The organism is Streptomyces sp. 840.1 (assembly GCF_003751445.1).
Lineage (GTDB): Bacteria > Actinomycetota > Actinomycetes > Streptomycetales > Streptomycetaceae > Streptomyces.
In genome coordinates this window covers 624,930-650,491 of sequence record NZ_RJUU01000003.1, presented here as the reverse complement: position 1 = coordinate 650,491, position 25,562 = coordinate 624,930, and the positions used below count along the sequence as shown (strand labels likewise).

The window sequence follows — 25,562 nt, the reverse complement described above, 5'->3', positions numbered from 1 at the left end:
TCACCTGCCTCTCTGCTGCTGGGGAGTCTGTCTGCCGGGGGTTCTGCTGCGGGGGAGACGGGGGCGGGGGCACGGTCAGCTGCTGTGCTCGGTGGTGGACAGGCCCAGCGCCCTGAGGTCGGGCATGGTGCCCTGCTGGGCCGCGCGTACGGATTCGAGCAGCGAGCCCTGGCCGCCGCCCACCCGGGCGAAGCCGTCCTGCATGACCTTGAGGGTGGCGGTCATCCGGGGCCCCCAGGTCCAGTCCCGGATCGTGCGTGCCTCGTGGTCGAAGAGGGTGTAGATGTCCTGGCCGCTGTAGTAGGCGCGGTCGAAGGCCTTGCGGTAGACGGGCAGGAGCCCGGGGACGGCCGGGTACTGGCTGCTGGCCCCGCTGGAGAGCCGGGCGCGCAGCGCGTCGGGGTGGGAGACCTGCCACTCGATGAACTCCAGTGCGGCTTCCGGCTTCTCGCTGTCCCGGGTGACCGCGAAGGTCGATCCGCCGTGGGTACCGAGCGCGGCGTCGCCCGCCTGCCACTGGGGGAGCGGCGCGATGGCCCACTTGCCCTTCTGGCCGGGGCGCGCGTTCATCTGCGCCCCGGCGTCCCAGGCGCCGCTGAGCCGGACGAGGACCTGGTCGCCACCGACCTGGGCGTCGTACTGCCGGCTGTCCACGGCGTTCACGAAGACCAGGTCCTCGTCGATCAGCCGCTGCCAGTAGGCCGCCACCCGGCGGGTCGGCGCGTCGCCGAGCGACACGTTCCAGGCGCCGCCGCCGGTGTCGAACCACCGGGCGCCCGCCTGCCAGGCGAAGGAGGCGAACTGCGGTCCGCCGTCCGTCGCGAAGGCCGTCAGCCGCCGGCCCGGTGTCTTCTTGGCGACGGTACGGGACGCCGCCTCGAACTCGTCCCAGGTGCGCGGGATTTCGAGGCCGTACTCGGCGAGGAGGTCGGTGCGGTAGTGCATCACCATCGGCTCGACGTCCAGCGGAACGCTCAGGACGCGCTTCTCGAAGGTGGTCAGGCCCAGGGCCTGCGGGAGCAGTGCCGACCGCAGCTTCGCGCTCATCAGGCCGGTGAGATCCAGGGCGACCCCGTCGATGGCGAAGCCGGGGATCTGGGGATACTCGATCGTCGCGACGTCCGGCGCGTTGCCGGCCCGTGAGGCGTTGCTGAGCTTCGCGTATCCGCCCTGGGCCCCGGACGGGATCTGCTGGAAGTCGACCTGGATCGTGTCGTGCGTCCGGTTGAACGCGTCCACCACCTCCTGGCTGCCGCGCAGGGCGGACCAGAAGGTGATGCGCGTGGCGTTGCGGCCGGCCTTGTTGCTGACGGTGCTGGACCTGCTCGTGCTGCTCGACCCCGATGTGCCACCGCTGCACGCGCTCAGCGCGCCCGCCAGCGGTACTGCGGCCATCGTGGCGAGCATGGATCGACGGCTCTGTCGACCGGGCATGGGCGCCTCCCGTGGCTCCTGATTGAGGACACGGGGAATCCTGTTCGGCTGATCGGTAACGGTCAATAGATCGCTCAGAAGAAAATTAAAGCGGTCAAACGATCAGTCCATGGTGGGGGTGATCGCCTGGGCCGATCCGCGGACCTTCAACTCCGGCAGCAGCTCCGTCCGGCGCACCGGTCCGGCCGCCCCGGCCGTCCCGGAGAGCCGGTGGAGGAGCAGCTCGGCGGCCGCCCTGCCGATCTCCGCCTTGGGTGGCGCCACCGCGGTCAGCGGCGTGCTGCCGAGGGCCGCGACGACATCGTCGTACGCCACCACCGAGCAGTCCCGGGGCACCTGCACACCGTTCTCGGCCAGGCGTTGCACCAGCATCAGGGCGTCCACGTCGCCGTGCAGCACCGCCGCCGTCGCGCCCCGCTCGCGCAGCAGGGCGGCGAGGTCGAGTGCGGGGCCGGCGCTCCCGGCGGAGGTGGCCGGTGCCGGACCCGCCTCGTCCGGGCCGGGGCCGGGCACCGCGTCCGGTGAACTCAGCACCACCGTCCAGTCCGCCACCTCGGGGTGGCCGGCCGCGATCCCGGCGAACGCGGCGCGCACTGTGCGGGCCGTCGGGCTGTCGTCGCGGGCGGCCAGCACGATCCGGCGGTGGCCCAGTGCCACCAGGTGCTCCACGGCCAGGTGCACCCCGTACCAGTGATCGGAACAGACGGAGTCCAGGGCGTGCAGCGCACTGCCCGGCCGGGGCCGCCGCTCCATCAGCACGGTCGGCACGTCCACGTCCGCCAGCCAGCCGTAGTCCCTCTCCTCGGAGAGCGCGTGACGCCATCGCGGGGCGATCAGCAGGCCGCGCGCGCCGTCCGCCAGCGCCCGCTCCACCAGCGGCCGTTCGGCGCCGGCCGACTGCGGTGCGATGTGCAGCGCGATCCTGATCCCGGCCTCCTCCAGTACGCTCCGCGCGCCGTGCAGCGTCTCGTACAGGTACGAGTGCCGCTCCGGCACGACCAGCGCCACCGCGCCGCCCTCGCCTGCCGGCTCGCCGCCCCGCGGGGCAGGCACGGGCGCGGCACCCGCCGGTTCCCGCAACGGCCTGGCCACGCCGTGGCCCCGCCGCAGCCGCCCGGCCCGGGTCAGCTCCTCGACGTCGCGCCGCACCGTCACCACGGAGACGTCCAGTTCGGCGGCGAGGACGCTGACCTTGACCGCCCCCCGCGACTCCACCACCGACATGATCCGCTGACGCCTGAGCTCAACCGGCTCCCGCATGTGCTGGCCCCCTGCCGTACCGCTGCGCATTGTGCGTTTGAACGCTTCGTCCGAGCGTTTGGAGCGCAGCATAGCCATGCAGCTTCCCCTGCTGGGTGAAGGCCGGAAATCATGGCAGATTACGATCTCTCCCTGGCATGGACACTCTCACCCTCTGGCAACTGGCGGCACTGGCCGCGGCATCCGCCCTCGTCGGCTTCTCCAAGACGGCCGTCAGCGGTGCCAATACGATCAGTCTCGCGGTCTTCGCGGCCGTCCTCCCGGCCCGCGAATCCACCGGAGTGCTGCTCCCGATCCTCATCGCCGGCGATGTGCTCGCCGTGCTGACCTACCGCCGCCACGCTCACTGGCCGACGCTGCTTCGGCTCTTTCCCGCCGTCGCCGTCGGCGTGCTGGCGGGCACACTGTTCATGATGTGGGCCGGCGACGCCGCCGTACGGACCTCGATCGGCGCGATCCTGATCTTCATGGCGGGCGTCACGATCTGGCGGCGCCGCGGCGCGGCCGGGAGCGCGGAGCCGTCGGCGGACGCGGGCCCGCCGGCCGCCGGCGAGCGGCTCATGGCCCGCTCGTACGGGGTGCTCGGCGGCTTCACCACCATGGTCGCCAACGCGGGCGGCCCGGTCATGTCGCTCTACCTGCTGTCCGCCGGATTCCGGAAGCTCGGCTTCCTCGGCACCTCCGCGTGGTTCTTCCTGATCGTCAACACGTCCAAGGTGCCGTTCAGCGTGGGCCTCGGACTGATCGACGCCCGGTCCCTGCTGCTCGACGCGTGCATGCTGCTGTTCGTGCTCCCCGGCGCCTGGATCGGCCGCACATGCGTGGACCGGATCAACCAGACGCTCTTCGAACGCCTCGTCATCGGGGCGACCGTGCTGGGCGGCCTCCAACTGCTGCTGAACTGACGGCGGCCCTCCCGGATCGCGGTGATCCGGAAGGGCCGGTGGCCACGACAGCGGCCGGACAGGCCGGGGCCCGGCGGCGGCCGAGTGGTCAGATGATGCCTTCCTCGATCTCCGCCTGCTCACGGGCGTTGCCGTACGCCGACGGGGTGCTGTACGAACCCCGCGCGACGAACCACCACACGGTGGCCAGGACCAGCACGGCGACCAGGGCGATCGAGGCGTAGTTCATCGAGTCGATCGTGACCGGGGACGACTGCGGCAGCAGGAACAGCACGGTGACGATCGAGACCCACACCACGGCGATCCAGCCGACCGGCTTCGACCAGCGGCCCAGGTGCCACGGCCCGCGCTCGAAGCGGTCACCGGCGCGCAGCTTCAGGAAGATCGGGATCGCGTAGGCGGGCGTGATGCCGATGACGTTGATCGCGGTCACCGCACCGTACGCGGTCGCGGAGTACAGCGACGGAACGGCCAGCAGCCCGGCGACCACGACCGACAGCCACACGGCGTTCACCGGCGTCTGCGTCCGGGCACTCACCTTGCGCCACAGCGCCGAGCCGGGCAGCGCGTTGTCCCGGCTGAAGGCGAACACCATCCGGCTGGCCGCGGCGACCTCGGCGTTGCCGCAGAACAGCTGCGCCGCGATCACGATCAGCAGCATGGCCGTGGCGCCCGAGGTGCCCAGCGCGTCGATCAGGATCTGGGCCGGCGGCACTCCGGTGGCACTGTCCTGGGTGCCCGCGTAGTCCTGGATCGCGAACGTCAGCCCGGCGAGCAGGACGAAACCGGCCACCCACGAGACCCAGATCGAACGGACGATGCCGCGGGCCGCCGAGACCGAGGCGTTCGAGGTCTCCTCCGACAGATGGGCGGAGGCGTCGTAGCCGCAGAAGGTGTACTGGGCCAGCAGCAGACCGATCGCCGCCACGTAGAGCGGGTTCTCCCAGCCGGTGTCGTTGACGAACTCGGTGAAGACGAACGACGGAGACTGGTGGTGGGAGGGCACGATCGCCAGCACCGAGACGATCACCGCGACGCCGGCCAGGTGCCACCACACACTGATCGAGTTGAGCACGCTGACCAGGCGCACGCCGAACAGGTTCAGCACGGCGTGCAGCAGCAGGATGCACAGGAAGATGACCATCGTCTTGCCCGGCGTCGGAGTGAACCCCCACTGCAGGTTCATCAGCGCACCGGTGAACAGCGCGGCACCGTAGTCGATGCCCGCGATCGCACCGAGCAGCCCGAGCAGATTCAGCCAGCCCGTGTACCAGCCCCACTTGCGGCCGCCGAGCCGGTCCGCCATGTAGTACAGCGCCCCGGACGTCGGGTACGCGCTGGTGACCTCGGCCAGCGCCATGCCCACGCAGAGCACGAACAGACCGACACCCGCCCAGCCCCACAGCATCACCGCGGGCCCGCCGGTCGACATGCCGAAGCCGTACAGGGTCATGCAGCCGGACAGGATCGAGATGACGGAGAAGCTGATGGCGAAGTTGCCGAAGCCGCCCATCCTGCGTGCGAGCACCGGCTGGTAGCCGAGCTCGCGCAGCCGCTGCTCCTCGTCCTTGGGCGTGTTGGCCTCGGAACCCGTGTGGGGCGAGGTGGATATGGACATGCGGGGGACCTCCGTGAGCGGTGACGGTGCGGGGGACAGGGACGGAGCGGGGGCGCCGGGCGCCGGATCAGCCGTGCGGTCCCCGGCCGGGGTCGCGGGCCGCGGCCAGGGCGCGGGTGCGGGCGCGCAGGAACACTTCCTCGGCGCCGCCGGGGTCCTTGGGGGTGCGGGTGCGGTACGCCCAGGGCACCGACGTGAAATAGGGGCCGAGCTCCTTGAACACCGGTGCGGCGTCGGCGAACTTCAGCGCTCCCCACAGGGCGTGTGCCAGGTGGTTGAGGTCGAGCAGCGTATGGCTGGGCGCGGACGTGGGCAGGAACCAGATCTCCAGAGCGCGGACGGCGTCGCGCTCGGCGTCCTCGGTCACCCAGTGCAGGTCCAGAGCCTTCTCATGGCCGCGTTCGCGCCGGTAGCGCTCGACCCGCACATAGAGCGGAAGTACGTGGAGTGCGGATCCCTGAGGCGCCGAGGAGGCCGCCCACTGCACGAAGTTGACCGCTTCGGAGAGGGAGCCGCCGGCCTTGCGCGCATAGACGAACTGGAGCATCCGGTGGTACGCCTCGCGGTTGTACGGATCGCGCTTGTCCGCCTCCGCCAGCAGCCCCCACGGGCCGGGGAAGAGCATGGGCCCAGGCGGGTGCAGCCGGTGCTCGTCCAGCCGCTGGCGCTCGTCCAGCTGGGAGAGGGCCAGCAGGCACACCCAGGGCACCGGGTCCGCGGGCGAGGCGTGGGCGGCCGACCGGCAGGCCTCCCAGGCCTGCTGCCACAGCTCCTGCGCGCGACCGTGCCCCTCGCGGTGGGCCCGGACGGCCCGCTCCACGACGACCCGGGCGTGCATCACGGCGGCCGCGACGCTCCGGGGCTCCTCGGTCAGCCAGGCCTGTACGGCGTCCGAACCAGCGGCGACCGCACCGAGCACCTGGGTGCGCTGGGTCCACAGTGTCCAGTCCGGGGTGCTCTCCAGCAGATTGCGCATGGAGAGCCAGCGTCCCGTCCGTAAGTCCTGTAACGCGGAACGGAGGTCGTTGTCGTGGCCGGCCGGGTGGTAGACCGGCCGGAAATCACTGTTGGCCATGGACGTGCTCTGGGCGTCGTGTCGGTCTCATCGGTCCTCAAGGACGTGGGGGGTGAATCAGCTGTTGAAATATGAACTGATGTAAAGCGTCCGCTTGTTGCTCGGCGGTGAGTGTAGAGCCCATTGCGCCCGAGCCCCGAATGAATCATGGATCGTATTCAAGTCGCTCCAGCAAATGGGAGGTTGGGCGTCAAAGGGGAGTTCCGGACATACGCTTTGCCGGTGCTTGACGGAACCGCTGGGCTGCACCACTCTTGGGGGCCGCCCCGAAGATCACGATTCCGTTCAAGCGCCGGAGCTTGCGTACCACTGGAGAGCCGATGACAGGTCCGGTACTCGCCGTGGACCAGGGGACCTCCGGCACCAAGGCGCTGGTGATCTGTCCGGAGCGGGGCGTGATCGGTTCCGCTTCGGCTCCGGTGAGCCCGAGGTTCGGCTCCGGCGGGGCGGTCGAGTCGGACCCGGGCGAGCTGTTCGGTTCGGTCGTCGACGCAGGGCGGCGGGCACTGGCCGAGGCGGGCGAACCGGTCGTCGCCGTCGGCCTCGCCAATCAGGGCGAGACCGTGCTCGCCTGGGACCCGGACACCGGGCGCCCGCTCACCGACGCCATCGTCTGGCAGGACCGTCGGGCCGCCGGTGTGTGTGCCGAGATCGCCGAGCGCGAAGACGAGCTGAAAGAACTCACCGGACTTCCCCTCGATCCCTATTTCGCGGCCCCGAAGATGGCCTGGATCCGCCGCGAACTGACCCGCGAGGGTGTCGTCACCACCAGCGACTCCTGGCTCGTCCACCGGCTCACGGGCGAATTCGTCACGGACGCCGCGACGGCCGGACGCACCCAGCTGCTCGATCTCGACCGGGTCGGCTGGTCACCCGACGCGCTGGAGATCTTCGGCCTGGACGGCGAACGACTGCCTTCGGTGGTGGATGCGGCCGGCTCGTTCGGGACGACGACCGCGTTCGGGGGCGAGCTCCCGCTGACCGGCCTCCTCGTCGACCAGCAGGCAGCCCTGCTCGCCCAGAGCGCACTGGAGCCCGGCGCCGCCAAATGCACCTACGGCACGGGTGCGTTCCTGCTGGCCCAGACGGGCCCGGTGCCCCGCCGCAGCTCCACCGGACTGGTCAGCTGCGTGGCCTGGCGGCTCGGCGGACGGACCAGCTACTGCCTGGACGGCCAGGTCTACACGGCCGCCTCCGCCGTGCGCTGGCTCACCGACCTCAAGGTGATCTCCGGCGCCGCGGACCTCGACCCGGTCGGCGGCTCGGTCCCCGACTCCGGGGGCGTCACCTTCGTACCGGCACTCGCCGGGCTCGCCGCCCCCTGGTGGCGCGGCGACCTCCGGGGTTCGGTGACCGGGCTCGGCCTGGACACCACCGCCGGACACCTGGTGCGGGCCCTGTGCGAGGGCATCGCCGCACAGGTGGTCGAGCTGGCCGAGGCGGTCGCGGCCGACCTGGGGGAGCGGCCCGGGGTGCTGCGCGTGGACGGCGGGCTGACCCGCTCCGCGCTGCTGATGCAGACCCAGGCCGACCTGCTGCAGCGCCCCGTCGAGGTGTCCGCCCTGCCCGACGTCACCGCGCTCGGCGTCGGAGCCGTGGCCCGGCTCGGTCTCGATCCCGGGCTCTCGCTCCGCCAGGCCGTGCCGGACTGGACGCCGGCCGCGGTGTACGAGCCGAGGATCGGCCCCGACGAGGCCGCCGAGCGCCTGGCCGGATTCCGCGCGGCCGTCGGCGCTCTGCTGGAGCGGTCGTGAGCACGGTGCGGGCCCGCAGTCGCTATTCGGCCGGAGTGGTCGTGACCTCCGCCGGGACCGCCCGGTGAACCGGACGGTCACAAGGGCCGGACAGCCGCTGCCCGACGGCCCCGCCTACGACGTCACGGTCATCGGCGCCGGAGTGGTCGGCACCGCGATCGCCCGGGAACTGGCCCGCCACCCCGTCCGGATCGCGGTCATCGAGGCCTCGGACGACATCGGCAACGGCACGTCCAAGGCCAACACCGCGATCCTGCACACCGGCTTCGACGCCGTGCCCGGTTCGCTCGAGGCCCGGCTGGTCCGCGACGGGCAGCGCAGGCTCGCCGCGTACGCCGCCGAGACGGGTATCTCCGTAGAACGCGTCGGTGCCCTCCTCGTGGCCTGGGACCAGGAACAACTCGACTCGCTTCCCCGCCTGTTGGCGAAGGCGGAGGAGAACGGCTACCAGGCGGCCCGGCTGCTGGACGCGAGCCGGCTCGCCGAGCTGGAACCGCACCTGGGCCCGGGTGCGCTGGGCGCGCTGGAGATTCCCGACGAGTCCGTCATCTGCCCCTGGACCACCCCGCTCGCGTTCGCCACCCAGGCGGTCCTGGCCGGCGTCCACCTGCACCTGGACTGCCGCGTCACGGCCATCGAGCCGGGCACCGAGCCCGGCAACGGGTCGGGCGACGAGCCCGGCACCGGCGTCCACACCCTGACCACCACCCGAGGCACGCTCCGCACCCGGGGCCTGATCAACGCCGCCGGACTGCACGCCGACGCGATCGACCGCCTGCTCGGCCACGACGCGTTCACCGTCACCCCGCGCCGCGGACAGCTCATCGTCTACGACAAGCTCGCCCGCGATCTCGTCCGCCACATCCTGCTCCCCGTACCCACCTCGGCCGGCAAGGGCGTCCTGGTGGCACCGACCGTCTTCGGCAACGTGCTGCTCGGCCCCACCGCCGAGGAGCTCGACGACAAGGCCGCCACCGAGTCGACCGAGGAAGGACTCGCGCTGCTGCGGGAGAAGGGCCGCAGGATCCTGCCCCGGCTGATCGAGGAGGAGGTCACCGCCGTCTACGCGGGGCTGCGGGCGGCCACCGGCCACGAGGACTACCGGATCAAGGCGTACCCGGACCTGCGCTACGTCGCCGTGGGCGGCATCCGCTCCACCGGGCTGACCGCCTCCATGGCCATCGCCGCGCACGTCACCGATCTGCTCGCCCGGACCGGGCTCGACCTGGGCGCACCGGCCGAGCTGCCGCCCGTCACCGTGCCGGTCCTCGGGGAGGCGGCCGACCGCCGCCCCTACCTGGACGCCGGACTCATCGCCCGGGACCCCGCCTACGGCACCGTGGTCTGCCACTGCGAACGCGTCACCGAGGGCGAGATCCGCGACGCCCTGGCCTCCGTGCTGCCGCCCGCCTCGGTCGAGGGCCTCGCCCGCAGGACACGGGCCGGCAACGGGCGCTGCCAGGGCTTCTACTGCGGGGCCCGGCTCCGCGCACTGACCGAGAGGGCCCCGGGATGACCCGCCACGAGCGCACGGTCGACGTACTGGTCGTCGGAGCGGGCCCGGCCGGACTCGGCGCGGCGGCCGAACTCGCCGCGTCCGGGGTACGGGTGGAGGTCCTGGAGCGCGAGCAGGACGCGGGCGGCGTCCCCCGCCACTGCCACCACGACGGCTTCGGCGGCCGCCGGACCACCGGCGGCGTGAGCGGGCCCGAGTACGCCAGGCGGTGCACGGCCGCCGCCGAACGGGCCGGCGCCACCCTGCGCACCGGCATCACCGTCACCGGCTGGGCCGGCCCCCGCACACTCGACGCCACCGGGCCGGGCGGGCTGGAACGGATCACCGCCCGCGCGGTCCTCCTCGCCACCGGCGCCCGGGAACGCCCCCGCAGCGCCCGGCTCGTCCCCGGCACCCGCCCCGCGGGCGTCTACACCACCGGGGAGCTCCAGCAGGCCGTCCACCTCCACCACCAGCACATCGGAACCCGCGCCGTGGTCGTCGGCGACGAACCCGTGGGCCATGCGGCGGCCGGCACCCTGCGCGTCGCCGGGGTCGAGGTCGCCGCCCTGGTGACCGGCCGTCCGCCGCAGCCCCTCGCCGTGCTGCGCCGGGGGCCCGGCGCGCCGGTGCTCAGCCGCACCTCCGTGACCGGCCTGTCCGGGCGCGGCAGGCTCACCGGAGTCACGGTCCGCCACGAGGACGGCCGGACCACGACCCTGCGCTGCGACACCGTCGTCTTCACGGGCGACTGGATCCCCGACCACGAACTGGCCCGGCGGGGCGAGCTCGCCCTCGACCCCGGCACCCGGGGGCCCGCCCACGACGCCTCGTACCGGACCGGCGAACCGGGCGTCTTCGCCATCGGCAACCTGCTGCACGCGGTGGAGAGTGCCGGCACCGCCGCCGCCGAGGGGCGGGCCGTCGCCGCCCCCGTACTGCGCCATCTGGTAACCGGGTCCTGGCCCGCAAGGCGGGCGGCGCTCGCGGTCGAGGCGCCGCTGACGTGGATCGCGCCCAATCTCATCGGTCCCGACGACGACCGGCCGCTGGACAACCGCTTCGTCCTGCGCACCGGGCGGCGCCGGGCCACCCCGCTGTTCGAGGTCAGGCAGGACGGGCGGCTGCTGCACCGGCAACGGCTCCTGCTGCCCGCCAGACCGGGTTTCCCCGTCCACCTGTCCGCGGACTGGCTGGACCGGGCGGACCCGCACGGCGCCACGGTACGGGTCCGGCTGCTCTGACCGATCCGGGCCGCAGTGCCCCGCAGATCACGGAATCAGCAGCCAGTCCGAACCGATCGCCGCGACCAGCCCGATCCCCAGCAGCCAACTGCCCAGCCGAGTGCGGCCGTTCCGGCTGAGCTCGATCACGATCCCGCACAGGATCAGCGCGAGCCCGTACACCCCGACCACCAGGACGGAGGACCGGCTCGCGATCCGCAGGCCCAGGACGACCGCCATCGCGGCCATGCCGACGGAGGACAGGATGATGCGCAGCCGTCTTGCCTGACGCGGGGTCAGCCGACGTTCCTCGGTGTCGGGTGCGGCTATCGGGGTGTCCACGGCCTGGTCCGGGTCAGAAGTGCTCATGACGCGGGATGGTAATAGCTTCGCGCGGCCCTGTTCACCGCTCTCGGTCAAGGGCAGGGAAAGGACGCGCCCGCCCCGTCCGCGCTACCGGCCGACGCCCCGCAGCCTCGGCGCCTCGGCAGCGGCGTCGACGGGCTCCGCGCCCGGTGCCTCCACCCGCCCGGCGAGCTCGCGCCCCCAGCCGGCCAGCGCACCGACATCGATCCCGTGCGCCGGGGACCCGCCGGGCTCCCCGGTGAACTGCTCGCGCTCCACGGACTCCACGGACTCCGTGAACTCCGTGAGCGCCGCAGCACCCCGCCGCAGCAGCCGCGCCCCGCCCGTCGCATTGCCCCGGGCCGCATGGGTCAGCCCGACCGCCAGCTGGGCCAGCCCACGCCACAACTCCCGTTCCGCCAAAGGGCCCGACTTCCACGCGTCCTCGAAAACCTCATGGGCGTGGAACGGCATCCCGGCCTCCAGCAGCCGCTGCGCCTCCCGCACGGTCTCCTCCGGGGTGCGGACCACACCCTCGGGCTGCCGCTCCACCCCCGGTGAGCCGTACGGCAGGGGGCGCCCCAGCCCGTCCCGGGGGCGCGCGTTGTGCGCCCGGCCTTCGGTGTCGCGGTCCCTGCGTGTCTCGTCCACCCCTCGATTGTGCCCCGCACCTGCGGCGAACTCCCCGAAGCACTGTTGGTGGGCCCCCGCGCACGACTACTCTCGACAGTTGTCCGTACCACTTTGGGGGAGGGCAGGCATGCAACCGTCCCGGCCGCTGTACGAGCGCGAACCGGAGATCGCCGCTGCCGCACAAGCCGTCGACGCACTCTGCGGCGCGCAGGCGTCCGGCGGGCTGCTGATCTTCAGCGGTGAGGCCGGCATCGGCAAGACAGCACTGCTGGCCGAGATCCAGGCCATGGCGGCCGACCGGTGCACCGTCTGGTCCGCACGCGGCGGCGAGACAGTCACCTCCGTACCGTTCCACGTCGTACGCCAACTGCTCCAGCCCGAACTCGAACAGCTCCCCGCCGACGACGTACGCGCCCTGTTCGGGTCCTGGTACGAGATCGCCGCGCCCGCCCTCGGCCTCGTCGAGCCGACCGGTCCGCAGCCCGACCCGCAGGGCGTGCGCGACGGCCTCGACTGGGTCGTCTCACGGCTCGCCTCCCGGCTGAGCCACCGCCCGCTGCTGCTCCTCATCGACGACGCGCACTGGGCCGACGGTGAATCCCTCGCCTGGCTGGCCTCGTTCACCGCCAGGCTCGGCGAACTGCGCGTCCTGGTCGTCCAGGCACACCGGCCCGAGGAACTCGCCGCCCGGGAGCCGGCCCGCAGCGCCGTGGGCGGGCATCCGGCACAGGTACGGGTCGCGCTGCGGGCCCTCACCCCGGACGCCACCGCCGAACTGGTCCGCGCGGGGCTCGGGGAACACGCCGACGACCCGTTCTGCCGCGAGGTCTGGGCCGTCACCGGCGGCAACCCGTACGAGGCTGTCGAACTCGTCGCCAAGGTCCAGGACCGCGAGCTGGCCCCGCTGGAGGACTCCGCCGGGCTGCTGCGTGAACTCGGCGCATCGGCACGCGGCAGCGGGCTCGTCGCCCGGCTCGAACGGCTCGGCACCAACGCCAACCGGTTCGCCTGGGCCGCCGCCGTGCTCGGCACCGACATCTCGCAGGACCTCGCCGCGACGCTGGCCGGAATGAGCCCCGCGGAGGCGGCGGACTGCACGGCCCGGCTGCGCGAGGCCCGTATCGTCAGCGGCTTCGACCCGCTGGAGTTCGTGCACCCGCTGATCGCCACCGCCGTGTACCGCTCGATTCCGCCCGCCACCCGCACCGCCATGCACGGCCGGGCGGCCTGGGCCATCACCCGTGCCGGTCTCGGCCCCGCCGCGGCCTCCCGGCACCTGCTCGAAGTCCATCCGGACGACGACCAGGAGCTGGTCGGGCAACTGCGGGCAGCCGCGGCGCAGCACCTCGCGGTCGGCGCCCCCGAGGCGGCCCGCCGCTGTCTGGAACGGGCTCTCCAGGAACCGCCGCGCCAGGACGTGCGCGCCACCCTGCTCTACGAACTGGGCTGCGCCACGCTGCTCAGCTCGCCACCCACCACGGTGCGGCATCTGCGTGCCGCGCTCGACCTTCCCGGCCTCGCCGACAACCTGCGGGTCGACGCCACCTTCCGGCTCGCCGCCGCGCTGTCCCACAACAACCAGCTGAAGGAGGCCGCGCTCGCCCTCGCGGCCGAGGCGGAGCGCACGGCGCCCGGCCCCGGCCTGATGCGCCTGCAGGCCGCGCATTTCCTCTGGGAGGGCATGCAGGCCACCGAGGACGACGGTCCGGGCCGCTCCCGCCGGCTCGCGGCCAACGCCGACCACCTCACGGGCCGGGACAATGCCGAACGGGCCCTGCTCACCCTGCGCGCCTTCGACGCGATGCTGCGCGGTGAGAACTCCCAGCTGATCGTCGACCTCTGCGAACGCGCCCTGGTCAACGGCCATCCCGCCCGGGGCCTCGGCTGGACCGATGCGGAGTGGGGCTTCGAGCTCCCCACCCTGCTCGGCATCACCTACGCCTTCACCGACCGGCTCGACCGCGCCGAGGAACTCTTCGGCGAAGCGGTGCGGGCCTTCGAGATCTCCGGCTGGAGCGGCGCCCACCTGGCGTTCGCCCATACGCTCCTCGGTCTGGTCAACCGCCGTCGCGGCCGCCTCGCGGAGGCGGAGGGCTTCCTGCGCGAGGGGCTCCGCCTCGCCGACCGCGTCGGCAGCGGACTGCCCGTCCACTGGGACGCCGCCTGCCTGCTCATCGACACACTGCTGGCCCGTGGCCGGGTCACCGAGGCCCGCAAGATCGCCGACCAGTACGACTTCGGCACGCCCTACCCCAGCGCCATGGTGCTGCCCGACGGGCCGTGCGTCCGGGGCCGCCTGCTGCTGGCCGAAGGCCGTACGAAGGAAGCCGTCACCGAGCTGGAAGCCGCCGGACAGGCCCTCGAACCGCGCGGCAGGTTCAACGGCATCTGGGGCCCCTGGGCCGGCGACCTGGCACGCGCACTGGCCGACGAGGACCCGGCCCGCGCCGCCCGGATCGCCAACTCGGCCCGGGTGCACGCCGAGCGCTTCGGCACGGAGACCGCGATCGGCGAGGCACTGCGCTGCGTCGCGCTGTTCGCCCGCCCGGAGGAGGCCGAACAACTGCTGGGCGAGGCCGTCCGCCATCTGGAGGCGTCCCCCTCCGGCTACGAGTTCGCCCTCGCCCTCTACGAGTACGGCATCGCGGCCCGCTCCCCGCGAGAACTCGCGCGGGCACACAAGCTGGCGACGGCCTGCGGCGCGGAATCCCTGGCGACCCGCGCCCAGCAGGCACGGGCGTCAATGCGGTCCACCGAGTGAGGTAATGTTTGTCCTGCGCAGCCGCCCGGGAGACCGGGAGGAATCGCAGCGGGACGTGGCGCAGCTTGGTAGCGCACTTGACTGGGGGTCAAGGGGTCGCAGGTTCAAATCCTGTCGTCCCGACTGGAGACAGTCGCAGATCAGGGCCGGTTTCGGAGCAATCCGAAACCGGCCTTTGATCATTTCTGGGGACCAGCTGGGGATCAGCTGATCGTGGAGCGGTCCCCTTGCCCGTGGGCGGGCGCCCGCAGGCGCCCGCCCATGCGCATTCCTGTCAGGGCGCCGAACCTTGCCGGGAACGGCGCGTGGCGCTCGATTCCCCACAAGGGTGGCTGCCTGCGGTGGCGTCGGAGCCGGACCACACTCGTCGAGGCGCAGAACCGGGTGGGCCCGGCTGGGCCGCTGCGGCTCAGCGTTCGAGCCTCCTGGTGTGCTCAGAAGGTATTTCGTGACCGGGCTCCGCGACGACGGAAGGAACGAGGTCCTCGGTGAAGTAGTCGGGGTCCTTGGGGCGTGCGTGCGCGGACAGCGCGCGGGGCGCCGGTTCGAGGTGCGGGATGTGTTTGGAGCAGTGCACATATGCCTCGTGGATGCCGATCAGCGTCCACAGTACGGGCCTGCGTCCGGGGGCGGCGTCGGCCGGTATCCAGGGGTGGGCGCCACGCAGGTCGTGATCACCGACGAGCCCGGCGGAGCCGTTGACGTGCAGCCCTATGTGGTCATGGGTGAAATCCATGAAGAGTAGTCCGACGTGAGGGTTCTCGGTGATGTTGCCTGCGCTGGCCAGGACGCCGTTGCCGCGGTACTCGGGGTAGGCCAGGGTCTGGTCGTCCAGGACAACGACGAAACCGGGGGGCCCCGCGCGGAAGGTGGCGTCGCACTGCCCGCGGGCATCAGCGGTGGAGACGAAGACCATCGACTGGCGGTGGATGAAGTCACGCATCGGCGCGGTGAGGTGCGCGTGGACCTGCCGGTCGTAGAAGGCGTCGGCGCGCTCCTGGCTGCCCAGATGAGCCTGCAGCCGGCGCTCTCCGTGCGAGGGGGTGGCGGCGTGGTTCGTCACAGGGTGTCATTCTCCAGACCGGGTCGGTGCGGTGTGAGGGGAGCGGTGAGCACAGGGGTGTCGATCGGGTCGTGATGGATGTGCGCCCGTGGGGTTCCCTGGCGCAGGAGAGTGTCAAAGGCCGTGGTGACCATGACGGGCGGGCCGCACAGAAAGGCCTCGTGCCGGTCCCAGGGGCCGAATTCACGCAGGACCTGCGGGAGCGTGCCCTGCTGGCCGGGAATCTCCTGGTGGGAAACGGATGCGCGGACAGTCAGCCAGTAGTGGCGCTGCGCCATCCGCAGCATGTCGTCGAGGCCGTACAGCTCCTCGGCGGTACGGGCCCCGACGAACAGGTCGACATATCGGCGCATTTGGTGTTCGGCCGCTTCCAGCAGCAGGGCGCGAATCGGCGCAAGGCCGGTACCGCCCGCCACGCACACCAGATCACGGTCTCCTGCCGAGGCGAGTGTCATGTCGCCCTGCGGCGGTCCCAGCCGCACGGTATGACCTGGCGCTGCTTGATACACCAGCGCGTTGCTCACCGGCCCACCGCGAACAGCCCGCACATGGAAGGTGAGGGTGCCGTCCGGACGCGGCGGGTGGGAGGGGGAGTAGTGCCGCCACGCACGGGGATGCCAGGGAGTTTCCATGCTCACGTACTGTCCGGCCACGAAGGGGTAGGGCAGATCGGGGCGGACGGTGATCTCGGCGATCCCGTGCCCTCGGTACGCACGGTCGATGATCTGCGCCTCCCAGGTGGCCGGGCGCAGGCGGATGTCATCGGCCGCGGCCGCGATCATCACGTGCGAAGCGACACCGTAGGACCGGGCCCAGGCAGCGGCGACCTCGTCGTTCCAGGCCGTCCCCGCATAGCGGGCCAAGGCGGCCAGCAGACATTCCCCCACTGCGGGGTAGTGCGCCTCCAAGGTCCCGAACTTGCGGTGGTCGCGCCCCAGCCGGGAGCAGAACTTCACAAGGCTGTCCACGTCGTCGACCAGGTCGATGATGCGCAGGAGTCCGCGCAGCAGCCGGTCACGCTGGACGTCCATGTTCTCGGGGAACAGGCTCCGGACGTCGGGATATCGAGCGAAGAGGATGGCGTAGAAGTACACGGTCAGCTCCGTGGCCTGCGGTGCAACGACCGCCAGGCTGGAGCGCACCAGCGAGACCTCTCTGCTCGTCGGGGGTATGGGCATCATCTCGGGCCACCGCACACCGGAAGACGGAACGGTATGGGGATCCGGTTACGAGACGGGTGGGGGGAGGAATCGGCCGCGCCAGATGCTGGGGTGACCAGGTCGACCGGGTGTACAGACAACACAAGCTTCGCAATCGTGAGGGGCTTCCAACTCCGGCGGGGCAGGTGCTGTGAAGCGTGATCAGTAGACGCCACATTGTGCACGGCGGCCGCGCGGCCGAACGAGCGCCCTGTGAGCCCACTGCTGACATCAGCGAGACCAGTGGTCCCGCTCGGAGGATTCGGCCGAAAGGCCTTGTCCCCCCACTGCCCTCTGCGTGCAGAGCCAGTCCTGTGTCACTCCGAAGGGTTCCGACCACTCACCAAAGCGCCCGATCCTGCTCCGGCAGGACCCCCGTGCGGACGCCGGCCCGGGTGCTGACCTGGGGCTTCGGGGGGAGACGGCGGCGGAGGGGCCCGTACGCCGGCCGCGTCGGCAGACTGCTCGACGCCGGTGGCGCAGCCGGTGGTCCTGCCGGTGGGGATGAGCAGGTGGGGCTGAAGGTCCTCGACGCTCTCGCCGTTCGTGCGGCGTTCGGAGCACCGTGTGCAACATGTCGTCAGTGACGACCGGCGGCCGGCCGCCGTGGTTGCCCGCACGGGCCGCGGCATCCAGCCCTTCGAGCGTGGACTCCCGGATGTTCTCCCGCTCCGTCTCCGCCATTGCCACTGAGAACCCGGAACAGCCGGTGTCCCGGCCCGCTGCCGTACCTCCCCTGGAGGGAACCGGCGAGGATCTCCAGCACCGGGCCCTGCGCGGTGAGGTGGTCGGCCGGAGCTGTCTGCTTTGCCGCCTCGCGCCCGGCCTCTGTCGTCCCGAACGGAGGCAGTGGCAGGGCAGGGCAGGTTCGGGAACAATCCCGGAGCGGGCCTCGGTCATTTCCGGGGGCCGGTTGGCGCCCCCCTGGCCGGTTCAACGGGGGGAGGCGACCGGGTCCGTCAGCGATCGCTGACCGAGTCGTCGGCGTCAGCCCACGTGACCGGCCCGCATGGCCTCGGGGCTCATCCGGGTGTCGAACCCGGTGTCGGGGTCGACGGTCCGGCCGTGCACCCACCAGTTCTCCGAAGCGGTCTCCAGAACAGTCATCAGGATGTCCTCCCGGCGCATCCCCGTGGTGGCCGTGATGCGGTCGGCGACGGCTTCGAAGAGCGCTGCCTTCTGCTCGGGGGGCCGGTGGTTGAACGTCATACGGATGATCACCGAGTCGGTGCTGCGTTCGATGCCGAAGAACGTCGACGGGTGCAGGATGTCGCCGGGCTCCATGTCGTGCACGACATGGAAGAAGTCGTCCTCCGGGATCTGGAACACCTCCCGCATCGACGCGTGGACCGCGGCGGAGAGGGCTTGGCGGAATTCCGGTGTCCTGCCCTTGCGCAGATAGATCTCGACGAATGGCATGGGGGTGCTCCTTGGCAGAAGTGGGGCTGGAGTCCGCGCGGTTTCGCGGCTGATGCAGCCAACGCTAGGCGGACCCAGCCCATGCGGCCAGCGAAACTCTGGCATGGTGGGTATGCATGAACGTCATGGAGCCCTCACTGACCGGCTTGCGGGTCCTGAGGGAGATTGCCGAACGCGGCAGCTTCACCGCCGCCGCCGCAGGGCTCGGCTATACCCAGTCTGCTGTCTCGCGGCAGGTCGCCGCCCTCGAACGCGCCGCCGGGGTCAAGCTGTTCGACCGCCGCCCCGGCGGCGTCGCCCTCACCGCGCCGGGCTTGACCCTGCTGCGGCACGCGGTCGTCGCGCTGGAGGCACTGGCCGCAGCCGAGCGCGAGCTGAAGGGAGCGGCACCCGAACGCAGTGTGGTGCGGCTCGGCACCTTCGCCAGCGCCGGAGCGCTCATTCTGCCGCGCACGCTCGCCGTCCTGCGCCGCACGCAACCTGGCATCCGCGTCACGACACGCGAGGCCACCACTCCGGCGCTGGTGCGCGCGCTGCGGGCGCGCACGGTCGACCTGGCCGTCCTGTCGGTCCGACCGCCCTACCGGCCCCTGGACGATCAGACTCCCCGTCTGGAGTGCGAGACGCTGCTGGAGACAGAGCTGCTCCTCGCGGTACCGGCCGACAGTGCGCTGGGCAGCCGAGCCACGGCGGACCTGGAAGAACTGGCCGATCAGGAATGGATCGCCAGTACCTCCAACCCCGCCGAGCCGATGATGGGCGTCTGGCCAGGTCTGCCTGGGCGGCCCCGCATCACCCACACCGCCCGCGACTGGCTGACCAAACTTCACCTGGTCGCAGCGGGCTGCGGCATCACCACCGTGCCGCCGGGGCTGGCCGACGCGGTTCCCACGGGCGTGCGCCTGGTCGAGGTCCGCGGTGGGCCCGCCGAACGCCGGCGGGTCGTCCTGGCCCGCCTCCCCGGCCCGAACCCGCCGGCTTTCGCCCAGGTTGTCCAGGTCCTGCGCCGTGAGGCGGCCCGTCGGCCCGACTGAGCGGTTCCGGAACGCGCGGGGACGGCGAGACCGCGGTCGCGAAGACGTGACGCCCGAGGTCCGCCCCGGGGCAGTCAGGCGCGGCGGCGCAGCCGCAGCGGGGCGTAGACGGCGAGGGCCGCGAGGAACGCCACCCCGTAGGCGAGGTCCGCCCCGTGCAGCGCCTTCGCCACCGGGCCCGCGTACAGGCTGGTGTTCATGAACGGCACCGCGGCGGCGAACGCGGCGCCGAAGGCGGTGAGCGCCGGCCACCACGGCTGAGTGCGGGAGCCCTCGGCCGCCAGGTCGACGGGGGAGCCGCCGCGGGCCCTCGCCCGGACGATCCAGTCGACGGCCACGATCGCGACGAACCCGGGGATCCAGTAGCCGACGAGCAGCAGCACGTTCTGGAAGCGGGCGGTGGTGTCGGCCGCGTGCATCCACAGGACGAGGGGGAAGCCGAGGGCCGCGGCGAGCGCGGCGGCGACGGGGCGCGGCAGGCGGACGCCCATGGTCTGCAGCGCCAGCGATCCGCTGTAGTCGTTCATGGCGTTGCTGCACAGCGCGGCGAGCGTGATGGCGAGCAGCCCGAACGCTCCGAGCGCGCCACCGCCCAGCAGGGCGTCGACGCCGTGCGCGGTCTGGTCGGTGAAGACGGACGCACCCCACAGGCCGAGTGTCTGGACCGCCACGAACGAGACGCTGACACCGAGCAGCGTGCACCAGAACATCCGGGGCCGCGAAGTGGTGCGCGGCAGATAGCGGCTGAAGTCGCTGGCGTACGGCGCCCAGGACAGCGCCAGGCTCAGGGCGATGGTGCACGTCAGGACGAACGCACCGGCCCGGTCGGCGCCGTGCGCGGTGCCGGTCGCGGCGGGGTGGACCCCGTGCAGGAGCTTGGTGGCGAGCACCGCGAACGCGGCGGCGAGGACGAAGGTCATCACGGTCTGGAGCCGGTGGATCACCTCGTACCCCAGCACGCCGAGCGCGCCCTGGGCGGCCATCATGACCAGCACCCCCAGCCAGAAGGGCCAGCCGCACAACTGGGCCAGCGCCTCCCCGCCGAACAGCCCGATCAGCGCGTCCCAGGCGATGGACGACAGCCACTGGAGCGTGCCCGGCAGCACCACGCCGCGCCCGAACGCCAGCCGGGCGAGCGGAAGTTGCCCGGCCCCGGTCTGGCTGCCCCAGGTGCCCAGATACGCGGTGGGCACGGCGCCCACGAGCGTGCCGAGCACGACGGCGGTGAGCGCGGTCGCGAAGTCCAGGCCGAGCGCGATGCCGACGGTGCCGGTGAAGACCCCGGTCATGGTCAGGTTGGGGGCGAACCAGACGGTGAACAGCCGGCCCGGCCCGCCGTAGCGGCGGTCCTCGGGGACGGGGGCTATCCCGTGCGCCTCGACGCGCAGATCGCCCGGGGCGGTGGGCATCCGCCCGTCGAACGCGGGCCGCCGGTCCGTGGCGGCGCGCTCGTCCTGGGCATACGGCAATGACATGAAGACATCCCTCCGCCAGTGCTAACTGGTTCAGGTTCGACGGGTGTGTTCTCAGCCCCTGCGAGGGGCACCCCGTGTCCGGTGCGGCGGCCAGGATAGCCGGATGTGTGCCGGCCGCTATGCGGGGGGCCGGACGGTGAGCGCGCAGCGGAAGCCGCCGTGGCCGGTCGTGCTGTCCGGGCTGTTCGAGGTGCGGGCGGCGACCCGGTAGCGGTTGCAGTAGGAGCGGTGGCACAGGTGCGAGCCGCCGCGCAGTACCCGGTTCTCGCCGTGCGGCGGTCCTGCGGGGTCGGTACGGGTCCCGGGGCGGCCGGCGGTGTGCCAGTCGGCGCTGAACCGGTCGGCGCACCACTCCCACACGTTGCCGGAGGTGTTGTACAGGCCGTAGCCGTTGGGCGCGTAGGCCTTGACGGGTGCGGTGCCCGCGTGGCGGTCGTCGCGGGTGTTGCGTACCGGGAAGTCGCCCTGCCAGATGTTGCAGCGGTGCCGGCCGTTCGGGGTCAGCTCGTCGCCCCAGGGGAACCGGGCCCGGACGAGGCCGCCGCGGGCCGCCTTCTCCCACTCGGCCTCGGTGGGCAGCCGCTTGCCGGCCCACCGGGCGTAGGCCGTCGCGTCGTTCCACGACACGTGGACCACCGGGTGGTCCCGGCGGTCGCCGATCGAGGTGCCGGGCCCCTCGGGTGCCCGCCAGTGCGCCCCGGTCACCGCCCGCCACCAGGGGGCGCCGGGCACCGTGCCCGGCAGTACGGCGCGGCGCGCCGACGGGGGGACGAAGGCGCCGAACACGTAGGACCAGCCGATGAGTTCGGCCTCGGTGCGGTAGCCGGTTGCCTTGACGAAGACGGCGAACCGGGCGTTGCTGACGCAGGCCGCGTCGATGTGGAACGGCCCGGTCGTGACCTCCCGCACCGGTCCCTCGCCGTCGTCCGGGAACGCGTCCTCGTCCTCGCCGCCCATCAGGAACGGTCCTCCCGGTACGGCGACCATGCCGCGCAGCAGCTCGGCCCGGCCGCGCACGGGGACGGCGAATTCCGCCGGGGGAGCGGTGGTCACGGCCTGGCCGCCCTCGCGGGCGGGCCCGCAGCAGGCGCTCACCGGGCGCTCCCGGCGCCGGGAGCCGGGCGGTCGAGCAGCTCCGCCAGGTCCTGGCCGGTGGTGCGCAGCAGCAGGGCGACCCCGCCGAGCGCGGCGGCCTCACCGCCGAGGGTCGAGCCGCGCACCTCGATGGTGCGGGGGGCGGACGGCAGGGAGAGCGCGGCGAGCTGTTGCCGGATGGGGGCGAGGACGAGACCGTCCAGGGCCGCCGGTTCGCCGTAGACGACGATGCACTCGGGGTCCACCTGCGCGGCGAGGGCGGCGAGCACCCGGCCGGCGACGAGGGCCGCGGTCCGGATCACGTCGGCGGCGTCCGCCTGGCCCCCGGCGGCGAGCTCGACCAGCTCTGCGGCGTCGTGCGCGGTGACCCCGCGATCGGCGCAGGCGGTGAGCATCGCGGGGACGGAGATGAGCCCCTCCAGGCAGCCGCGGCCGCCGCAGTGGCAGGGCTTTCCCTCGGGGTCGCAGCTGGTGTGGCCGATCTCGCCGGCCGCGCCGTGGGCGCCGTGCACGAGCGAGCCGTTGACGACGAGTCCGCCACCGACCCCTTCCGACCAGCGCAGATAGACAGCGTTGTCGAAGCCTCGGGCGGCGCCCCAGGTCACCTCGGCGAGTGCGGCGAGCCGGGAGTTGTTGTCCGTGAGCACGGGGGCGTCGAAGTGCCTGCCCAGTTCGGCGGCGACGTGGCCGGCGAACGGCGTCATCGTGCGCGGGTCGCCGGAGGCCGGGTTCTGTACGAAGCCGGGGAGGCCGAGGCCGATGCCCTCGACCGGGGCCAGGCTGATGTTCTCGCGCCGTACCAGCTCCTCGACGCCGCGGATCGCCTGCGCGGCCCGCTCGGCGGCGCTGCTGTCGGCGGGGACGGGGGCGCTGTACCGGCCGACGATCTCATGGGCGCAGTTGGCCACGACGACGTGGACGCGGTGGCGCTGGAGGTCGATGCCGATCAGCTCGGCGCCGCGGGAGTTGAGGGAGATCTCCAGGGCCGGCCTGCCCCGCCCGCGCGGCTGCTCCGGGTCGGGGGCCGGCTGCTCGACGACGGCCTTGCGCTCCAGTAGATCGGAGACGATCGCGAACAGTGTGGTACGGGAGAGCCCGACCCGCTCCTTCAGCTCGCCTCGGCTCAGCGCGCCCGACCTGCGCAGTTCACCGAGTACGGCGGCTTCATTGGCCCTGCGCAGGCGCTGCAGGGCATCGGTGCGTTCCGTCATGGACGCATGGTCGATCGGGTCAGGGCTTTCTGTCAACGCGCCGGACGAATTCACACAATGTTTATTCCCGAGGGTTGACGTAAAAAAGTCGGCGTCCCTACAGTTCCGGTCAGCCGACTGCACCGGCACCTGCCGAAGCACCGCGGACCGGTATCGGCCGGGTTCCCGGCAGCACACCGAGCGACCACCGAAAGGGCGGCCCGAGTGGCTCCGCGCAACGTCCTGTTCCTGATGACCGACCAGCACCGGGTCGACACCCTGGGCTGTTACGGCAACCCACTCGTCGACACCCCGGCCCTCGACGCCCTCGCGGCCGGGGGAACCCGTTTCGACCGCTTCTACACCCCGACCGCGATCTGCACCCCGGCCCGCGCCTCGCTGGCCACCGGCCTCCACCCCTTCCGTCACGGGATGCTGAACAACCCCGAACGCAACGGCGGGAGCAAGGACGAGCTCTCCGACGACGACCCCACGCTCTGGGGGCAGTTGACGGACCGGGGCTACTCGGTGGGGCATGTCGGCAAATGGCACATCGGCCGCGACCGGGGCCCCGAGTTCTACGGCCTGGACGGCGAGCACCTGCCCGGCGCCCTCAACCCCGTACACCACCCCTCGTACGAGAAGTGGCTGCGGGACAACGGCTTCCCGTCCTTCGCGGTACGCGAACCCGTCTTCGGGACCGCCGCCAACGGCACCGGGCGCGGGCACCTCATCGCGGGCCGGCTCCAGCAGCCCGCCGAGGCCACCATGGAGGCCTTCCTCACCGACCGCACACTCGCCCTGCTGGACCGCTACGCGGGCGAATGGAAGGCGAACGGCAAGCCGTTCATGCTGTCCTGCCACTGGTACGGCCCGCATCTGCCGTATCTGATCCCCGACAGCTACTACGACCTGTACGACCCCGACGACGTCCCGCTGCCCGCCTCGATGGCCGAGACCTTCGCAGGGAAGCCCGAGGCGCAGCGCCAGTACAGCGCGTACTGGTCGTCGGACGGATTCGACGCCGCCGCCTGGCGCAAGCTGATCGCCGTCTACTGGGGCTACGTCACGATGATCGACCACCAGGCCGGCCGGCTGATCGAGGCGCTCAAGGGGCACGGTCTGTGGGACGACACAGCGGTCTTCTTCACTGCCGACCACGGTGAGTTCACCGGCGCCCACCGGCTCAACGACAAGGGCCCGGCGATGTACGAGGACATCTACCGGATCCCCGGCATCGCCCGGATACCCGGCGCTCCGGCCCAGGTCAGCGACGACTTCGCCGGGCTCATCGACCTCAACCCGACCATTCTCGAACTGGCTGGAGCGCCCGTGCCCGACCAGTGCGACGGCACCAGCCTGCTGCCGATGCTGACCGGGGCAGGGGCCGGTTCTGCGGCTGCCCGCGACGAGGTCGTCGCGGAGTTCCACGGCCACCACTTCCCCTACTCGCAGCGCATGCTCCGCGACCGGCGGCACAAGCTGGTCCACAACCCGGAGAGCGTGCACGAGCTGTACGACCTGGTGACCGACCCGCACGAACTGCACAACGTGTACGAGGCGCCCGCCTACGCGGACGTCCGGCGCGACCTCACCGTACGGCTCTACCGCGAACTGCTGCGCCGAGGCGACCCCGCCTACACCTGGATGAGCTACATGGCCGACATCGGCGGCGACCGGGCGGCCGATGTCGACGGCGTTGCGGAGGAAGTGGCATGAAGACACCGGCCGAAGCCCCCGCCCCGCAGCGGGAACGGCGCCCGGACGCGGCGGGCACGAGCGGCTCCACCGCCCCGAAGACCGCCCGCGACCCCGCAAAGAAGGCGCGCGGGACCGGCCGGCTCACCGCCGCGCTCCTCGGCCTCGCCTCCGCAGCGCTCGGCCTGCTCGCCTGGGCCGTCCTCGCGAACAGCGGCATCGACGGCTTCCCCGGACCCGTGACCGTGGCCCGCCGCGCGGGTGAACTCGTCGCGGACGGAACCCTGTTCACCGACGCGGGCGCCAGCCTCAAGCGCGTCCTCACCGGCTATGTGCTCGGCGTCGTCCTGGCGGTCCCGGTGGGCTTCCTGATGGGCTGGTACCCGGTCGTCCGCAGGCTGATCGAACCGTGGTTGCAGTTCTTCCGCATGGTGCCGCCGCTCGCCATCATCCCGCTCGCCATCGTCCTCATGGGCATCGACGAGACCCCGAAGATCTTCGTGATCTTCCTGGCCTCCTTCCTGTCGTCCGTCGTCTCCACCTTCCAGGGCGTCGTCGCCGTCGACGTCACCCTCGTCAACGCCGCCCGGGTGCTCGGCGCCCGTGACCCGCAGGTCTTCATCGGCGTCGTCGTGCCCGCCTCCACCCCGTTCATCCTGGTCGGCATGCGGATCGGGCTCGGCGCCTCCTGGGCGACCGTCGTCGCCGCCGAACTCATCGCGGCCCAGGGCGGACTGGGCTTCCGGATGCAGCAGGCACAGCTCTACTACGACCTGCCGACCATCTTCGTCCAGCTCATCGCGATCGGCGCGATCGGCCTCGCCATGGACCGGCTGCTGCTCCTCGCCGAGCGCCGGCTCACCCACTGGCAGGAACGGCGGTAACC

At 72.1% G+C, this 25,562-nt stretch carries 20 protein-coding genes, 1 tRNA gene and 1 riboswitch; of the genes, 9 read left to right on the top strand and 12 right to left on the bottom strand.

What is annotated here, in order from left to right; translation table 11 throughout:
- Positions 1-75: 75 nt before the first annotated feature.
- Both EDD93_RS35350 and EDD93_RS35345 read right to left on the bottom strand, forming a co-directional pair.
- Complete coding sequence (locus tag EDD93_RS35350; protein WP_123530386.1) at positions 76-1,434, bottom strand: ABC transporter substrate-binding protein; 1,359 nt, start codon at positions 1,432-1,434, stop codon at positions 76-78.
- Positions 1,435-1,536: 102 nt separating this feature from the next.
- The gene (locus tag EDD93_RS35345; RefSeq protein ID WP_123531616.1) at positions 1,537-2,694 is read right to left on the bottom strand and encodes a substrate-binding domain-containing protein; all 1,158 of its coding nucleotides are present in this window, start codon (positions 2,692-2,694) and stop codon (positions 1,537-1,539) included.
- Positions 2,695-2,831: 137 nt separating this feature from the next.
- Here EDD93_RS35345 and EDD93_RS35340 point away from each other — a divergent pair, with 137 nt between their 5' ends.
- Positions 2,832-3,599: a sulfite exporter TauE/SafE family protein gene (locus EDD93_RS35340; protein WP_123530384.1), complete on the top strand. Its 768-nt coding sequence runs from the start codon at positions 2,832-2,834 to the stop codon at positions 3,597-3,599.
- Between the two features lie 88 nt (positions 3,600-3,687).
- Here EDD93_RS35340 and EDD93_RS35335 read toward each other — a convergent pair whose 3' ends face one another.
- Together EDD93_RS35335 and EDD93_RS35330 are read right to left on the bottom strand one after the other, a co-directional pair.
- Positions 3,688-5,217, bottom strand: coding sequence for an amino acid permease (locus tag EDD93_RS35335; protein WP_123530382.1), 1,530 nt, complete (start codon positions 5,215-5,217; stop codon positions 3,688-3,690).
- A gap of 67 nt (positions 5,218-5,284) precedes the next feature.
- Positions 5,285-6,292: a hypothetical protein gene (locus EDD93_RS35330; RefSeq protein WP_123530380.1), complete on the bottom strand. Its 1,008-nt coding sequence runs from the start codon at positions 6,290-6,292 to the stop codon at positions 5,285-5,287.
- Positions 6,293-6,612: 320 nt separating this feature from the next.
- Between EDD93_RS35330 and EDD93_RS35325 the strand changes: the two genes are divergently transcribed.
- The 3 genes from EDD93_RS35325 (at position 6,613) to EDD93_RS35315 (ending at position 10,785) form a co-directional block, all read left to right on the top strand.
- Positions 6,613-8,046 (top strand): FGGY family carbohydrate kinase, encoded by a 1,434-nt coding sequence (locus EDD93_RS35325; RefSeq protein WP_123530378.1) that lies wholly within the window; start codon positions 6,613-6,615, stop codon positions 8,044-8,046.
- 64 nt (positions 8,047-8,110) lie between these two features.
- Positions 8,111-9,562: an NAD(P)/FAD-dependent oxidoreductase gene (locus EDD93_RS35320; RefSeq protein WP_123530376.1), complete on the top strand. Its 1,452-nt coding sequence runs from the start codon at positions 8,111-8,113 to the stop codon at positions 9,560-9,562.
- Positions 9,559-10,785 carry an FAD-dependent oxidoreductase gene (locus EDD93_RS35315; protein WP_123530374.1) on the top strand — a complete coding sequence of 409 codons (1,227 nt, stop codon included), beginning with the start codon at positions 9,559-9,561 and terminating at the stop codon, positions 10,783-10,785. Before EDD93_RS35320 ends, EDD93_RS35315 begins: the two co-directional genes overlap by 4 nt.
- Before the next feature lie 27 nt (positions 10,786-10,812).
- Here the strand turns inward: EDD93_RS35315 and EDD93_RS35310 are convergent, their stop codons facing one another.
- Together EDD93_RS35310 and EDD93_RS35305 are read right to left on the bottom strand one after the other, a co-directional pair.
- A complete protein-coding gene (locus EDD93_RS35310; RefSeq protein ID WP_398906598.1) occupies positions 10,813-11,190 on the bottom strand; it encodes a hypothetical protein in 378 nt (125 codons plus the stop codon).
- 27 nt (positions 11,191-11,217) lie between these two features.
- Positions 11,218-11,760, bottom strand: a complete 543-nt coding sequence (locus EDD93_RS35305) for a DUF309 domain-containing protein (protein ID WP_123530370.1) — start codon at positions 11,758-11,760, stop codon at positions 11,218-11,220.
- Positions 11,761-11,869: 109 nt separating this feature from the next.
- On the opposite strand from EDD93_RS35305, the gene EDD93_RS35300 reads away from it, so the two are divergent.
- Entirely contained in the window at positions 11,870-14,503 is a 2,634-nt protein-coding gene (locus EDD93_RS35300) for an AAA family ATPase (RefSeq protein ID WP_123530368.1), read from the top strand.
- A 49-nt stretch (positions 14,504-14,552) separates the two neighbouring features.
- Positions 14,553-14,626 (top strand) — tRNA-Pro (locus tag EDD93_RS35295).
- A gap of 286 nt (positions 14,627-14,912) precedes the next feature.
- Here the strand turns inward: EDD93_RS35295 and EDD93_RS35290 are convergent.
- From EDD93_RS35290 to EDD93_RS35275, 3 genes are all read right to left on the bottom strand, one after another.
- Entirely contained in the window at positions 14,913-15,566 is a 654-nt protein-coding gene (locus EDD93_RS35290; protein WP_123530366.1) for a pyridoxamine 5'-phosphate oxidase family protein, read from the bottom strand.
- A complete protein-coding gene (locus tag EDD93_RS35285) occupies positions 15,563-16,747 on the bottom strand; it encodes a globin domain-containing protein (RefSeq protein ID WP_123531614.1) in 1,185 nt (394 codons plus the stop codon). Before EDD93_RS35285 ends, EDD93_RS35290 begins: the two co-directional genes overlap by 4 nt.
- A 1,005-nt stretch (positions 16,748-17,752) precedes the next feature.
- The gene (locus tag EDD93_RS35275; RefSeq protein ID WP_185092621.1) at positions 17,753-18,184 is read right to left on the bottom strand and encodes a tautomerase family protein; all 432 of its coding nucleotides are present in this window, start codon (positions 18,182-18,184) and stop codon (positions 17,753-17,755) included.
- Positions 18,185-18,309: 125 nt separating this feature from the next.
- Here EDD93_RS35275 and EDD93_RS35270 point away from each other — a divergent pair, with 125 nt between their 5' ends.
- Positions 18,310-19,218: a LysR family transcriptional regulator gene (locus EDD93_RS35270; protein WP_123531612.1), complete on the top strand. Its 909-nt coding sequence runs from the start codon at positions 18,310-18,312 to the stop codon at positions 19,216-19,218.
- A gap of 74 nt (positions 19,219-19,292) precedes the next feature.
- Here the strand turns inward: EDD93_RS35270 and EDD93_RS35265 are convergent, their stop codons facing one another.
- The 3 genes from EDD93_RS35265 to EDD93_RS35255 form a co-directional block, all read right to left on the bottom strand.
- On the bottom strand, positions 19,293-20,693 hold the full coding sequence (locus EDD93_RS35265) for a cytosine permease (protein ID WP_123530362.1): 1,401 nt from the start codon (positions 20,691-20,693) through the stop codon (positions 19,293-19,295).
- Positions 20,684-20,778, bottom strand: a riboswitch (TPP riboswitch). (Overlaps the previous gene by 10 nt.)
- Before the next feature lie 32 nt (positions 20,779-20,810).
- The gene (locus EDD93_RS35260; protein ID WP_123530360.1) at positions 20,811-21,788 is read right to left on the bottom strand and encodes a formylglycine-generating enzyme family protein; all 978 of its coding nucleotides are present in this window, start codon (positions 21,786-21,788) and stop codon (positions 20,811-20,813) included.
- A complete protein-coding gene (locus tag EDD93_RS35255) occupies positions 21,785-22,999 on the bottom strand; it encodes an ROK family transcriptional regulator (protein WP_123530358.1) in 1,215 nt (404 codons plus the stop codon). Before EDD93_RS35255 ends, EDD93_RS35260 begins: the two co-directional genes overlap by 4 nt.
- Before the next feature lie 204 nt (positions 23,000-23,203).
- Here EDD93_RS35255 and EDD93_RS35250 point away from each other — a divergent pair, with 204 nt between their 5' ends.
- Positions 23,204-24,697 carry a sulfatase-like hydrolase/transferase gene (locus EDD93_RS35250; protein WP_123530357.1) on the top strand — a complete coding sequence of 498 codons (1,494 nt, stop codon included), beginning with the start codon at positions 23,204-23,206 and terminating at the stop codon, positions 24,695-24,697.
- Positions 24,694-25,560: an ABC transporter permease gene (locus EDD93_RS35245; RefSeq protein ID WP_260256099.1), complete on the top strand. Its 867-nt coding sequence runs from the start codon at positions 24,694-24,696 to the stop codon at positions 25,558-25,560. The genes EDD93_RS35250 and EDD93_RS35245 overlap by 4 nt, the downstream gene beginning before the upstream one ends.
- Positions 25,561-25,562: the final 2 nt, after the last annotated feature.